Genomic DNA, 13,492 nt, shown 5'->3' with positions numbered 1-13,492 from the left:
TCATGCTGACCGTGCTGAACAATGCCGCCCGCGCGGCGATGTACGAACACCTGTCCACCCAGGTCGGTGTGCAGGTCGTGCATGCCGAGGGCGCGCTGCACGCCCTGACACAGCTTGAACGCACCCTGGTCGACGCGATCGTCTGCGACGCCGTGATGCCTGAGATGACAGGAGCGGAGTTCTGTTCGGTGGTGGCGGGCGACCAGTCGACCAGCCGGCTGCCGGTCTACCTGATTCCCGGCGCGCCCGAGGCCGGCGACCACCGCTTCGTGACCCTGCCCGCCGGCCCCGAAGTCCTGGCCCGCGCCTTCCGGCACCTGGGGGTCGACATGGCCCGCTATCCGGTGCCCATGAATACCCGCCTGCGGCCGGAGCTCGATGGTCAGCTGGGCTCGCCTGGCCTGCCGGAGTTTCTGAACTGGGTGGGGGAACTCGAGTTCAGCGGTCACTGGATGATCACGGTCCGGCCGACCGGGGGCAGCCAGCGAACCGGTCACCTCGCCATGAGCCACGGCAAGGTGGTGTACGCCGAGTTCGGTGGCCGATCCGGCAAGGCCGCCATCCTCGGGCTGTTGCGCTTCATCGAGCAGCATCCGGCCGCCGAGTTCAGCTTCTTCCGCACCCCGGCGGTGCCCGTGCACGACGCCGCCGCATTCACTCAATCCACCGCCCGACTTCTCATCGAGCTGGCCGTCGACCTGGATGAATCCAGTGCGCGGCTCGCCTAGGACATCCTCATGCCACAGATCTTCATCGTCGATGACAGCATTTCCGTCCGCAAAGCACTTGAGATCACATTCAAGCGCCACTCCCTGACCAGCCACAGTGCCGTGAGCGGTGAAGAGGCCCTCGAGGCGCTCCTGAACGAACGCTCCTCCTTCGACCTGCTGATGGTGGACGTGATCATGCCCGGCATGAGCGGCCTGGAGCTGTGTACCATGCTGCGCCAGCAGGAACGCTTCCAGTCGCTGCCTGTCATCCTGATGAGCGGCAATGTCGACGATGAGATCCGCGCCCAGGCCAGAGACGCCGGCGCGAACGCCGTGCTGCGCAAACCGTTCAGCCAGGACGAGCTGATCCCCATGGTCGAGGGCCTCCTGCCCGGACGGGCTCCCGCGGCCGACGACATCGCTCCTGCACCGGCACCGGACGCACCCGTGGTGGACTCCGTCCCGGCTGCGGCCTCTCCAGCAGTACCGTCGGAACCGGTGCCGGTCGCCGCGGAGGACGTGACAGCGCCCCCCCAGCCGACCGCGCCAGACCGCCCTGAGGGCGAGGCGCAGCGCCTGATCCGCCACTACCAGTCGAGTGAGCGGGCCGAGGCGCTCGCGCTGCTGGACGCTGGCCACAGGCTTCTCGGCCACCAGGGCCGGCCGCTCGACCCCAAGCTGCTGAGTTTCGCCGCCTACTTCGTGAACACGGCCCGCGTGATCGGGCACCAGTTCATGGCCGAGTCCCTCCAGACCGTGACCCTGCGGTACCAGCAACGCGACGTGATCCTGCACGTGCACGCAGACTTCACGCTGGTGGTCGTCACCCGCGCTGAGCCGGAACCGAACAAGCTCCTGAACTGAGCCTCGGCGCGGTTCAGAACCAGGCGTCCTGCATGTCGAGGGTGGTTCGGTCGGCGCGGGCCAGCAGCTCCGCGTGGATTCGTACCGTGGGAAGCTCGTACAGCGCATAGAAGCGGGCCGCCTGGAGCTTGCCGCGGTAAAAGGCGATGTCGTCCCCACGGGCGGTGGGGAGCGCGCGGGCAGCAGCCAGTGCCTGCCGCATCCACATCCAGCCGACCACGGTGAGCCCCAGCATCTCCAGCGCGGCGTTGGCATTGGCCAGCACCCGCTCCGGCCCGATGTCGCCGGCCTGTTCCAGGAGCGTCTTGAGCGCCCCGGTGGCCTGGGTCACGGCGAGGTCAAGGGCGGAGCGGATGTGGTGTATCTCCTCTAAGGGTGCAGCGCCCTGCAGGTCGGCCTGCATGCGCTCCAGCAGCACTGTGAGGCCCCGGCCGCCTGCCTGCGTCAGTTTGCGGCCCAGCAGGTCGTTGCCCTGGATTCCCTCCGTGCCCTCGTGGATGGGGTTCAGCCGGTTGTCACGGTAGTACATCTCGACCGGGTAATCGCGGGTATATCCGGCGCCGCCCATGACCTGGATGGCGTCGCTCAGGGCGTCCTGCGAGTGACGGCTGGGCCAGGACTTCACGAGCGGTGTCAGCAGGTCGAGCAGCAGGGATGCGTCTTCCCTGGTCTCGAGCGGGCCGGTGGCCAGATCGTCCACCAGGGAGGACGCGTACAGGCACAGCGCGAGGCCACCCTCGACGATGGCCTTCTGGCGCAGCAACAGGCGCTTCACGTCCGCATGTTCGATGATCGGCACCGGGGGACTCAGGGGATCGCGCTGGCCCGGCGGGCGGCCCTGGCGGCGCTCGCGGGCGTACTCCAGGCTCACCTGGTAGCCGGCGCCCGCGAGCATCACGGCGCCCAGGCCCACGCCGATGCGGGCCTCGTTCATCATGTGGAACATCTGCGACAGGCCCTGGCCCGGTTCGCCCACGAGTTCCCCGGTGGTCTCCCCTCCCTCACCGAAGTTCAGGAGCGTGTTGGTGGTGCCCCGGTACCCCATCTTGTGGTTCAGGCCCGCCAGCACCACGTGGTTGTCCTCTCCCGGCTGGCCGTCCGGGGTGGGCCGGTAGCGCGGCACGAGGAACAGACTGATGCCCTTCACTCCTGCCGGGCTGCCCTCAATCCGGGCCAGCACCAGGTGCACGATGTTCTCCGTCAGCTCGTGGGCTCCCCCGGAGATCCACATCTTGCTGCCCCGAATGGAGTAGGTGCCGTCTGGGCGCGGCGTGGCAGTGGTCGTGATGTCGGCGAGACCAGATCCGGCCTGCGGCTCCGAGAGGGCCATCGTGCCCGTCCAGCGGCCCTCGATGAGCGGCTGCATGTACGTCTGCTGCTGGGCAGGTGACGCGAAGACGCGCTGCAGGTTGGCATTGCCGATGGTCAGGAAGGCGTAGCCGGCCGTGCCGATGTTCGCCGCCTGGAAGTGGGCCATGACCGCCTGCATGACCACCCACGGCAGCTGGAGGCCACCCAGCGCCTCATCGTGGTGGGCGGCATAGAACCCGGCGTCCCGGAAGGCGCGCAGGGCCGCCGCGGCCTCCGGCAGGAGCACCACCTTGCCGTGTTCGAGGTGCGGCTCGTTCAGATCGGCCGCGCGCACGTGGTTGGCGAAGTGGCGTTCCGCGACGGCATACGCGAGATTCAGCACGTCCTGGTAGGTCTCATGGGAGTGCTCGGCAAAGCGGGAGCGCTGCGGCAGGTGCGCGGTGTCCAGTACCTCGAATAGCTGGAAGCGGAGGTCTCGGCGGTCGAGGAAGGGAGCCATAGGTCGTCTCCTTGGGCCACGTGGGCAGCGGCCAGTGGAATGCAGCGGGGAAGCTGGGGCGAGCCTATCCAGGGTGTCCCTGCACGTCAACTGTGGACGCCCGCGTTAACATGTCGCATGATTCCCAGCCCTTTGACCTCGCGAGGCCCCGTGTGCGCGCGCTGACCTGTGAGGCCTTCGACGTGCCCGAAGCGCTGCGCGTCCAGGACACGCCGGATCCCGTGCCTGGCCCTGCGGAGGTGCTGATCGCGGTTCGGGCCGCCGGCGTGAATTACCCGGACGCCCTGATGGTGATGGGCCAGTATCAGGTGCGCCCACCCCTGCCCTTCACGCCAGGAGCCGAGGCGGCCGGCACCATCGCAGCGCTGGGGAGTGCCGTCACCACGCTGCACGTTGGACAGCGGGTGATGGCCTTCACCGGCACCGGGGCGTTTGCGACCCACGTGCTGGCTCCTGCGGCGGCCGTGATGCCCTTGCCGGACGCAATTGACTTTGAAGCTGCGGCCACCCTGCCCCTGGCTTTCGGCACGTCGATGCACGCGCTGGTCGACCGCGCACGGGTGCAGGCAGGCGAGACGCTGTTCGTGCTGGGCGCGGCGGGCGGCGTGGGCCTCGCGGCGGTCATGATCGGCCGGGCGCTCGGCGCGCGCGTTATTGCCGGGGTCAGCAGTGCCGACAAGGCAGAGGTCGCCCGTGCCCACGGCGCCGACGCCGTGATCGACTACGCCAGCGAGAACCTGCGGGATCACCTGAGGGAGCTCACGGGCGGTGCAGGGCCGGATGTGGTTTTCGATCCGGTCGGGGACGCCCTGGCCGAACCGGCCTTCCGCTCGATCGCCTGGGGTGGGCGGTACCTGGTGGTGGGCTTTGCCGGTGGGGAGATTCCCCGCTTGCCCTGGAACCTGCCGCTCCTCAAGGGGGCGTCCATCGTCGGGGTGTTCTGGGGGGAGTTCGCCCGGCGTGATCCAGCCGGGAATGCCCGCAACATGGGCCAGCTGGCCGCCTGGGTGGCAGAGGGCACCATGACGCCCCTAGTCAGCGTCCGGTATCCGCTGGAACGCGGCACCGAGGCGCTGCGGGCGCTGCTGGAACGCCGCGTCATGGGAAAGGTCGTGCTGGTGCCGTCGTGACGGAAGCGCCCGTCGCGTTCTACACCACGGCTGAACTGGCCCGCGAGGCTGGCGTCACGCGCCGAACGGTCATGCACTATGCGGAACTGAACCTGTTGACGCCAGATCAGGTGACGGCGTCGGGGCGGGCGCTGTACGGCCCGTATTCCCTGCGCCTCCTGCGTGACCTGATCGATCTGCGTTCGCTCGGGATGCCTCTTGAGGAAGCCCGGGATATGGTCACGCTGCGCCGCGCCACCCACGATGTTTCCGGACACTACCGAAGAGACTGGACGCGGTCTGACGTGCCGATCAGTGACGAACGGTTACAGGCCCTGCACGCCCGGCTGCGCCTCATCAACGAGGCCTATGCCCGTCAGGCCGAGAATCTCGCGCGATTCGACCGCTGGCTGACCAAACGCCTGACGGGTAGCCCACCTGGCGCCTTGCCTGCGCCTGATTCGGACGCTTGAGCTGACCGTCAGGTGAGCTGATGACAGGAGGCGGTAGGATTCCCCCACCGCCTCTCCCCTGCCCCGCCTGCGGCTCTTCAGCCCTACCGGGCGACTTCGAGCAGGGGTTTGAGGCTCAGTCGGATCCGCAGATCCCGCACAATTGCGATTTTCTGGCCGCTGGCGATGCCTTTAATGGCCCAGGCCTTGATCTCCAGCGGATCCTCCAGCCCCTCGTCGAGGGCCATCCGCAGGGTGTCGAGCTCCATCAACTTGAGGTCGTTGCGCAGCAGGAAGGTCAGGGTACGCATGACTTCCTCAACCTGCTTTTCGCGGGGCTGAGTCCGCAGCAGGGCGTCCTCATCCGGCACTTGCTCCTGAGATGGCGAGGAAGGGGCCTCGAACAGGCTCGGCTGAGCTGATCCCCGTGCCTTGGCCTCCTGAGCCTTGGAGGCGGCTTTCGGGGGCTTGGCTGACCCTTCGGGCATCTGGTACTTGCTCGGATTCTTCAGTACGTCCACGTAGAAGGCGGGCCGGCTGCGCGGTTTATACCCTCCAGCGAGTATGGCCTTACAGCGGGCCACGGCATCCTCGACGCCATTTTCCCCATGTTCCCGCACCAGCTGGAGGGCCCGTGTCTGGGTGACCCCCAGATCCGCGAGTTCGTGCAGCAGGGCAGGATCTGGAGGAATGAAGGCCTCGCCAAAGGTATACTGGAGCATTTTCTTCTTGCCACGCCCCAGGTACTCCACGCTCTTAAGGAACCCCTTCTCGATGAGTTCATCGTGCGCCGCGTCCAGCGTGCGCTGCGCCATGCTCGGTCTGTCCGTCACGATCTTGCATGCCTCCGCCCACTCCATCAGGCCCACCTGATAAGCCATGGCCACCGCGTCGGGGTTTTCCGGATCGCGTCGCTGCGCATCGAGCAGGCGATACAGCGCACGGGTGGGAGGACGCTTCAGGGTCTGCATGAACGACAGATCCAGCGACTTGATGTAGCCGGCGCGCACGCTGCGCGCGATTTCCTGTGGCAGGGTAATGCGCAATACACTGGACGCGTCCAGTTTTTCCGCTTGACCTGATGTGAATTCGATACGATCGATGTAGCGGAAGTTGACATTCGTCCACCGACCACGTGGGTGATCCCGCCACCCTTCTGCGATGAAGTAGGTCGTGGTGGTCAATCGTTTGAGACTTTCGTCAAGTGAGGCGTAGTAGCGGCCACTGGTGTCCAGACCAGCCATCAGCAGCAGTTGATAGGGCGTGCAGGTCACGGTGCCGTCGTTAGGTGAGCCCTGGTCGATGTAGAGGTTCACCAGGGCCGCGCTGATGTCCGTATCGATGCCGTGTGGAACGCCATACTCAGGCAGGGCCTGACAGGTTACCCGGTAGCGTCGGTCGCCGTCCTCGAGTTCAACCACCCAATCCCGGTAATCGGCAGGAATACGCTCCTGGACGCTGATCAGGCTGAGCCTGGCGATGTTCAGTTCGTCGAAGCGTTTGATTCCCCGGTCGGTCACGGATCCCCCTGTTTGTTGTTTTTCTTTTAGTAGATCTTTTATCTCTGTTAAAAGAATATATGTTGTCAACAACAGGCGACCGAGCCAGACGCGCGCTGGACGGGCTTAGTGACCCCAAACGGCGCAAGTTGTCCGATAGTTTGGCGCAAGTTGTCCGATAGTTTTGACCCCCAGACGGCGCAAGTTGTCCGTGCCATGAACGCCCATGGCGCATGTTGTCCGATAGCAATGGCGCATGTTGTCCGATAGCCAAGTGTCTGCAACGGCGCAAGTTGTCCGGTACTGCAGCCAAGATTCGGCGCAAGTTGTCCGATAGCGGAAGGCGAAACGGCGCAAGTTGTCCGATAGTGCCTTGTCAGCTCTTCGGCCGAGCCTCTTTCGGCCACCGCAACGATGATTTCGGATCAAACGGCGCAAGTTGTCCGATACGGTCGATCCATGAAACGGCGCAAGTTGTCCGATAGTGCTCTGGCAATGTGGTGTAGGCGGTGAGAATCGCCAGGAATGACATGTTCAGATGGCTCAGGTTTCGTGCGAACGGCGCAAGTTGTCCGATAGTCTTCGTCCATCCAAACCTCGAAACGGCGCAAGTTGTCCGATACAGGGCATGCGCCCCCGTTTAGATATTTATCGTGTGGCACAACGAATAGTATTGGGCTTGATGACCGCGCTGCCGTTTTGCTCGTCATGTGACGAGTATTCCTCCAGCGCGGCACTGTGATCGCTGTGGCGCGCTACGCTACAAGCAATGCGGACGATGACGCTGTTCAACCATGCGGGAGGGGTCATGAAGTCGAGCCTGACCCGTGACGTAGGGTTCACCCTCGCCCAGGCCGGCCACCGTGTCCTGCTCGTTGATCTCGACCCACAGGCCAATTTGACAGACTGGCTTGGGGTCACAGATGTAACGCAGGTATCGACGGTCTACGACACAGCAACCAAAGGTGCCCCACTCCCCTTACCCGTTGCCGTGCACGGTCTGCACCTGATCCCCAGCGATGTCTCGCTGGCCCTGGCAGAGGGGCAGATGATGGGGGTCGTCGGGGCCCACCTGCACCTTCGACAGGCCCTGGCACAACTGGCAGACCAGTACGACAGCGTTCTGATCGACAGTCCTCCCAGCCTCGGCCAACTGTCGATCCTCGGGGCTCTGGCTGCAGATCACCTCATCGTTCCTGTCCCGACCAGGCAAAAGGGAATGAACGCCTTGGCAGGTCTGAGTGAGGCCATGGCGACCTACCGGAAGCTGCGTCCAGACCTGACCGTCGCCCTGTACGTGCCCACGCTGTACGACGCCCGGCGTTCGCACGACCGGGAAGCCTACGAGGCTCTGAAACAGCTGCTGCATCCGCTGGCCAGCCCGATCGCCGACCGTGGCGCGGTGTGGAACGACAGTGCGAGCGCCGGACAGCCTGTCGGCGTCTATGCTCCTGGCTCTCCAGTTCACCGGGACGTCCTCAGGGTGACGCAGGAAATCAGTGATGCGGTGGGACTGGGCGTCACCATCCCGGGAGCGCCCGCATGACCCGGAGAGCCAGACCGGTAATCGGGGCGAGACTTACGGGCCTGGTTGCTGGCGTTGAAGAACTCTCCCATCCAGCGGCGACGACGGTTCCGGTGGGTCTTCTCAGTGCCGGTACCTTTCAGCCGCGGGTACATTTTGATGAGGCTGCCCTGAATGACCTGGCACGCTCAATACGCGAGCAGGGCATCCTTCAGCCACTTCTGGTACGGCCTGATGTGAGTGGTCGGTATGAAATCGTGGCTGGAGAACGCCGCTGGCGGGCCGCCCAGTTGGCTGGCCTCAGCGAAGTGCCGGTTCTCATCCGGCCTTTGAGCGATGCCGAGGCTCGAATGGCCGCCGCAGTCGAGAATCTGCAGCGCGAAAATCTCAACGTGATTGAGGAAGTTCGCGCCCGCCTTCAGGTCGCTGCGGCCACCCTGGATGTTCCAGAAGCAGAGGCCGTAGCCAGGATGTTTGCACTAGACCGCCATCCCGAAACCGCACCAGAAGCGATTATGGCCCTTGACACTGCGTTTGGTTCGCTTGGGCGCGAGACGTGGCGCAGTTTCATTCGCAACCGTGCGGCGGTACTCAACCTGCCGTCGGATGTGCAGGCTGCGGTGCGCGAAGGGTTGGATTATCGAAAGGCCATGATCATCGGACGGGTCAAAGATCCAGGCCAACGCCTGACGCTGCTGGAGCGCACCCATACAGGCATCACCGTACAAGAGCTCCGGGCGCTTGTGAGCGGGACGAACGTGGGCAGCACTGATCCCAGCGGCGCCGATACGTGGACAACCGTGGCCAAGCAATTGATGGACGCTCGACGCCGCTCCACGCTGACTGAAGTCAAACGGAATCGCGTTGAGAAGTTGCTTCACCAACTGGCGTCGATCCTGGCTGAGTGAGGAGTCCCAAATACTCCTTTTGATTCAATGACTATTTCGAACTTCATGCCTCTGTGGTCACCGCACGAAGTGCTATCGGTTCCCGGATCGAGTACGGCCACACAAGACTGCATTGGGCCTCTTCATGGATGCCTGCGTGTATACCGTGCCCGCCAGTGCTGAGGTTTCCTCACGCCCAGCCGTGGATGCATGCCTGACTTGGCCTGCAGCCTTGCGGGGTAGAGATTTCCCATGTAGCGTTTGAAATCGCTGTCGGGTACCGTGTGCTCCGTTGCAAGGCGTCCCTTTCTTGGTCACGCCAGGTACCCCGCGACCATGCGTTGAGATGTGTAATTGTCTTTGCCGGGCGCCGTGGCTGAATGTTTACGCTGAGACAATATCTGGAACCTTAGGTTTTATGCGCCTAGATGTCATATAGGGCATTTTGCTTGCATATCGATGGCTTGGAGGGTGATATGACACTTGCGGAGTCCAGTCACCGGTCACGCACCGTGACCCTCACTCCGTTTCCGGTGCCAACCTGACTGCACATCGAGTGGCACTCTGGGAGACGCATGAAGGGAACACGGTACACCGAGCAGCAGATCCTCGACATCCTCGGGCAACTTGAGGCCGGCACGGCCATCAGCGATCTGTCGCGACTCCATGGAGTCGCGATGACGACCATCTACCGGTGGAACGCCCGGTATGGCGGAATGTCCAAGGAGGAGACCCGGACATTCCGCCAGCTGGAAGACGAACATCGCCGTCTGAAGAAGCTCGTCGCTGATTTGTCGCTGGACAACGCCATGCTCAAGGAAGTCGCCTTGAAAAAGTGGTGACGCCTGGGACGACGTCCCAGGCGCAGACGCCGCTGAAACACCAGATGGTTGGTCTGCTGCAAGGCTCGTTCGACGTCAGCGAGCGTCGGGCCTGCCGGGTGCTGGGCTTCTCGAGAACCACTCAACGAAGAAAGAGCCCCACGAGGGTGAAAGACCTCGTGCTGGTCGAGCGTCTTCGCACCCTCGCTGCCGAGCGACCGCGTTTCGGGTATCGACGGCTGTACCTGCTTCTACGGCGGGACGGCCTGAAGATCAATCACAAGCGCGTCTACCGGGTGTACCGCGCCGAGGGGCTGGCGGTCAGGCAGAACGCTCGCCGGAAGCTTGCCCTCGGCGAACGTCAGCAGAAACCTGTGGTTTCTGCGCCCAATCAACGCTGGAGTCTGGATGTCATGGCGGATCAGCTCGCCTCGGGGCAGCGGTTTCGCGTCCTGAACGTCGTGGACGACTTTACCCGCGAGTGTCTGGTGATGCACGCCAGCGTTTCCATCACTGGTCACGATGTCATCCGCCACCTCGCCGATGTCATCCGGTTCCGCGGTTGCCCCGTGTCGATCATCACGGACAATGGGCCGCAATGTTCGGGCAAGGCCCTCGACCTCTGGACACACGAGACTGGCATCCACCATCTCTTCATTCGTCCGGGAACGCCCGTCGAGAACACGTATATCGAGAGTTTCAACGGGCGGGTCAGAGACGAGTGTCTGAACGTTCACTGGTTCCAGAGCCTGGAACAGGCTCGAGTGGTGCTCTCGACCTGGCGCGTGGACGACAACCAGGTTCGTCCGCACACGTCGCTCGGTGGACGCTCACCGAACGAATTCGCCCGCCTGATCCAGGTGGGCTGAAGTACGCTGAGATTTGCAGATCAGCCGGCACCGCGATTGGGGCACCCTCAACCGCCTGCCGGATCAACGGTGGAGGGCGGTGAGCCCCAAATGATTACGGCCAGGCCAGGCCATGGCCCATCAGCAGCCGGTGCGAACAGGTTCTCCACAGATGCTGCACGTAGGGTTGAACACTACCGGCTGCCCGAGCGCTGTGATCAGGGCGGCAGTGGAGCGGTACGTTTTGACGTCGTGCATAGCAGAGGAGAGCATTGGTTATTGTTATTGTTCTCGCCGCGCCGCTTCAGTTCAGAAGGCAGGCCCATCCAACTTGGAGATGCGTATTGAGTTGGGGCGTGGCTGCTTTCCATGCATCAGATTTCATCCACGGCCTCAGGCCAGCTGATTGCGGAGTCTCCAGGCATCAGAACGAGGTCACACAATTCGAGGAAGCGGCGATCGGCTGCACTGGCACCAACGCCGACCGTCATTGGCCGTTCATCACCCAAGCAGCCGATCACATAGTTCACGGCGCTCTCGACATTGATTTCACGCGGCATCATGACCATTCGAAGGCCATCCCGAACCAGGTGTAGATCTGTTGCCAGTGGGCCAGAGGCGAGCCAATCCGCCCAGGCGCGCTCCCCCTGATCCAGAGCCAGTTGGAGATCGTAGGGGTGGGACACCCGGATGAGCAGCAGCAGGTGTCCGCGCACCACGCGTTCCACCGTCAACCCAAGGTGCCCGAACATGGAGATATGCTCGATTGCCTGGCCCGCCAGGGTGAGAGCCGTAACGTGGAGCGATTGCGACTCATGGGTTAGCCGCCGCCAGGCTGGATCTTCCAGACCGTCAGGGGTATTGACGACCGCTCCATAGAGCAACACCTGCCACGACGTGAATGCGGCTGACACCTCGAGAAGTTCATTTTCATCGAGGCCAGTCACCGGGATCAGGTCGGCATCTGTCAACAACTGCGTGACGGCACCCGCCAAGCTGAGGCCGGTGGTTGTTAGAGGTTCTGGCGTGAGCATGGGCACCGGATTGATGAACGCGGCAATCATGGCCCTACTGTAGGGAAGCTTTGGTTGGATTGCTCGTCACGTGACGAGCAAGTCCCGCCGCGGGTGGTCTCTCATCTCGAGGTTCTGTCCACCGTGGCGTGATGATGCTGTGCTCACCGTGGATACAGGGCAGTGTAGATGCCCTGGAAGAGCGGTACACCCAAATCCGCATCGGGCAGACCATTGAAGTGATCACTCCGAGAGGTGCTGCTTTAGCCGCTCACGTGCTGCTTCCTGCAGGGGTCTCCAGGCCACTTTTCCCGTGGGACTCCTCGGCAGACTGTCGACGAACTCATACTCCCGCGGCACCTTATAGGACGCCATCTGCAAACGCGCCCAGGTCTCAATCCCTAGTGCGTCCGGAACCTGATCTGGTTTGAGAACGATCAGGGCACGGGCGCGCTCGCCTGTGCGTTCGTCTGGAACGCTGATGACGCAGGCTTCCTGCACAGCGGGGTGCGCATGAAGCAGGTTCTCGACCTCAGCAGGCCACACCTTCATACCAGAAACATTGACCATGCGTTTGAGACGGTCTGAGAAGAAGAAGTAGCCTTCGTCGTCCATTCGTCCGAGGTCACCGCTGCGGAAAAACCGCTGGCCCCCGAGTTCGATAAAGGCGGCGGTGGAGTCCAGCGGGCGGTTCCAGTAGCCCTGCATTACCTGTGGGCCGCTGATCACGATCTCGCCAACCTGCCCCGGTGGAAGTTCCTCATGGGAATCAAGGTCGATGATTCTCGAGTCGACATTGAACAGCGGAATACCCAGGCATTGAAGTTTTTGCCGCCCACGGGGATTCGAATGGGACTGCGCCATGGTCTCCGAGAGTCCATAACCTTCGAGGTAGAGAATGCCGGTCGACTCGAGCAGTGTCTGCCCCACGGCCTCTGGCAGGCTGGCGCCCCCACCGGTGATGTTGCGGATGCTTGCCATATCGGCTGGCGTGAAGGTAGGGGAGGCCATCAGGTCGATGACCATGGTTGGAGTCGTCGTCCAGAGCGTGACGTGCTGATCCCTGATCAAGGTGCGAGCCACATCGCGATCCCACCTCGACATGATCACGCAGCGCCCGCCTCCGGTGAGGCCGGACAACATGGAATTGACGAACCCTGTCACATGGAAGAAGGGGAGAGCAGCCAGGAACACGTCCTCCACGTTTCCGTCCACCCACTCGCCAGCGCCGAACACGTTTGCCTGAACAGACCGGTGGGTGTGCATACATCCTTTTGGAAGTCCAGTCGTGCCGCTGGTATAGGGCATCACGCACAGGTCGTCGGCAGTGACCTCGGCGGCTGGGGCGGGAGCTGCCTGCAACGCTTCCTCCAGGGTGGAATCACCAGCTCTCAACTCGGGCGTGACATCCAGGCCGTCTGGGACAGGAATCCCTGCCAAGCGGCTCGTTCCCGCTACGACGTTCGCCACCACAGCGTGACCGAGGCCCGCCTGAACGGCCCGGTCGTACAGTTCTGCCCCCACGACGCCGACTCGAATGCCCGCATCCTGAAGAAAGAACGCGAACTCGCGGGCCTGTAGCATGGGGGCCAGAGGAACCACGACGCCGCCTAGCTGCCACGTTGCGAAGGCGGCAATCACCCATGCTGGCGAATTTTGCATCCACAGGGCGACTCGGTCGCCCTTGCTTACTCCCTGTGACGCCAGGTGTCCTGCCAGCCGGGTGGCCTGCATGTGCAACTCCTGATACGTCAGTGTTCGCCCATAATGCCACAACGCGACCTTATCCGGGTAGCGTTCTGCATTGACGCGCAGGTTGTGCATGAGCCCTGTCCGAGGCAACGTCAGGGAGCGCGGTTTGTTCGGTGGCCAGTACCGCACGGGTATGGGTAGGGTCGGGTCGGTGGCAGCATTCGCTTCGTGCGTCATCTGAATCCTCCATGGGGATGGTGTG

12 protein-coding genes are annotated in these 13,492 nt (G+C 63.3%); 8 read left to right on the top strand and 4 right to left on the bottom strand.

What is annotated here, in order from left to right; translation table 11 throughout:
• Positions 1-2 precede the first annotated feature (2 nt).
• Both E7T09_RS09045 and E7T09_RS22080 read left to right on the top strand, forming a co-directional pair.
• A complete protein-coding gene (locus E7T09_RS09045; RefSeq protein ID WP_168734775.1) occupies positions 3-728 on the top strand; it encodes a hypothetical protein in 726 nt (241 codons plus the stop codon).
• A 9-nt stretch (positions 729-737) separates the two neighbouring features.
• Complete coding sequence (locus tag E7T09_RS22080; RefSeq protein WP_136388840.1) at positions 738-1,574, top strand: response regulator; 837 nt, start codon at positions 738-740, stop codon at positions 1,572-1,574.
• Positions 1,575-1,587: 13 nt separating this feature from the next.
• Here the strand turns inward: E7T09_RS22080 and E7T09_RS09035 are convergent, their stop codons facing one another.
• Complete coding sequence (locus E7T09_RS09035; protein WP_136388839.1) at positions 1,588-3,384, bottom strand: acyl-CoA dehydrogenase; 1,797 nt, start codon at positions 3,382-3,384, stop codon at positions 1,588-1,590.
• 152 nt (positions 3,385-3,536) lie between these two features.
• On the opposite strand from E7T09_RS09035, the gene E7T09_RS09030 reads away from it, so the two are divergent.
• Positions 3,537-4,514 carry an NADPH:quinone oxidoreductase family protein gene (locus tag E7T09_RS09030; protein WP_136389014.1) on the top strand — a complete coding sequence of 326 codons (978 nt, stop codon included), beginning with the start codon at positions 3,537-3,539 and terminating at the stop codon, positions 4,512-4,514.
• Entirely contained in the window at positions 4,511-4,966 is a 456-nt protein-coding gene (locus tag E7T09_RS09025) for a MerR family transcriptional regulator (RefSeq protein WP_136388838.1), read from the top strand. Before E7T09_RS09030 ends, E7T09_RS09025 begins: the two co-directional genes overlap by 4 nt.
• Positions 4,967-5,049: 83 nt before the next feature.
• On the opposite strand, the gene E7T09_RS09020 is transcribed toward E7T09_RS09025, so the two are convergent.
• Positions 5,050-6,465 (bottom strand): replication initiator protein A, encoded by a 1,416-nt coding sequence (locus E7T09_RS09020; RefSeq protein ID WP_136388837.1) that lies wholly within the window; start codon positions 6,463-6,465, stop codon positions 5,050-5,052.
• A 748-nt stretch (positions 6,466-7,213) separates the two neighbouring features.
• On the opposite strand from E7T09_RS09020, the gene E7T09_RS09015 reads away from it, so the two are divergent.
• The 4 genes from E7T09_RS09015 to E7T09_RS09000 all read left to right on the top strand — a co-directional run bounded on the left by E7T09_RS09015 (position 7,214) and on the right by E7T09_RS09000 (position 10,546).
• Positions 7,214-7,990: a ParA family protein gene (locus E7T09_RS09015; RefSeq protein WP_136388836.1), complete on the top strand. Its 777-nt coding sequence runs from the start codon at positions 7,214-7,216 to the stop codon at positions 7,988-7,990.
• On the top strand, positions 7,987-8,877 hold the full coding sequence (locus E7T09_RS09010) for a ParB/RepB/Spo0J family partition protein (protein WP_136388835.1): 891 nt from the start codon (positions 7,987-7,989) through the stop codon (positions 8,875-8,877). The genes E7T09_RS09015 and E7T09_RS09010 overlap by 4 nt, the downstream gene beginning before the upstream one ends.
• A 554-nt stretch (positions 8,878-9,431) precedes the next feature.
• A complete protein-coding gene (locus E7T09_RS09005) occupies positions 9,432-9,698 on the top strand; it encodes a transposase (RefSeq protein ID WP_136388834.1) in 267 nt (88 codons plus the stop codon).
• Positions 9,699-9,742: 44 nt separating this feature from the next.
• Positions 9,743-10,546, top strand: a complete 804-nt coding sequence (locus E7T09_RS09000; RefSeq protein WP_136388833.1) for an IS3 family transposase — start codon at positions 9,743-9,745, stop codon at positions 10,544-10,546.
• A 353-nt stretch (positions 10,547-10,899) separates the two neighbouring features.
• On the opposite strand, the gene E7T09_RS08995 is transcribed toward E7T09_RS09000, so the two are convergent.
• On the bottom strand, positions 10,900-11,589 hold the full coding sequence (locus E7T09_RS08995; RefSeq protein WP_136388832.1) for a hypothetical protein: 690 nt from the start codon (positions 11,587-11,589) through the stop codon (positions 10,900-10,902).
• Positions 11,590-11,781: 192 nt separating this feature from the next.
• A complete protein-coding gene (locus E7T09_RS08990; RefSeq protein ID WP_136388831.1) occupies positions 11,782-13,467 on the bottom strand; it encodes a long-chain-fatty-acid--CoA ligase in 1,686 nt (561 codons plus the stop codon).
• Between the last annotated feature and the right edge of the window lie 25 nt (positions 13,468-13,492).

Source organism: Deinococcus sp. KSM4-11 (assembly GCF_004801415.1).
GTDB lineage: Bacteria > Deinococcota > Deinococci > Deinococcales > Deinococcaceae > Deinococcus.
This window is presented reverse-complemented; position numbering and strand designations above follow the sequence as displayed.

Coding starts and splice junctions, on each gene's coding strand:
- E7T09_RS09045 (WP_168734775.1), top strand. CDS start 3: ATGCTGACCGTGCTGAACAATGCCGCCCGCGCGGCGATGTACGAACAC.
- E7T09_RS22080 (WP_136388840.1), top strand. CDS start 738: ATGCCACAGATCTTCATCGTCGATGACAGCATTTCCGTCCGCAAAGCA.
- E7T09_RS09035 (WP_136388839.1), bottom strand. CDS start 3,384: ATGGCTCCCTTCCTCGACCGCCGAGACCTCCGCTTCCAGCTATTCGAG.
- E7T09_RS09015 (WP_136388836.1), top strand. CDS start 7,214: ATGCGGACGATGACGCTGTTCAACCATGCGGGAGGGGTCATGAAGTCG.
- E7T09_RS09010 (WP_136388835.1), top strand. CDS start 7,987: ATGACCCGGAGAGCCAGACCGGTAATCGGGGCGAGACTTACGGGCCTG.
- E7T09_RS09005 (WP_136388834.1), top strand. CDS start 9,432: ATGAAGGGAACACGGTACACCGAGCAGCAGATCCTCGACATCCTCGGG.
- E7T09_RS09000 (WP_136388833.1), top strand. CDS start 9,743: ATGGTTGGTCTGCTGCAAGGCTCGTTCGACGTCAGCGAGCGTCGGGCC.
- E7T09_RS08995 (WP_136388832.1), bottom strand. CDS start 11,589: ATGATTGCCGCGTTCATCAATCCGGTGCCCATGCTCACGCCAGAACCT.
- E7T09_RS08990 (WP_136388831.1), bottom strand. CDS start 13,467: ATGACGCACGAAGCGAATGCTGCCACCGACCCGACCCTACCCATACCC.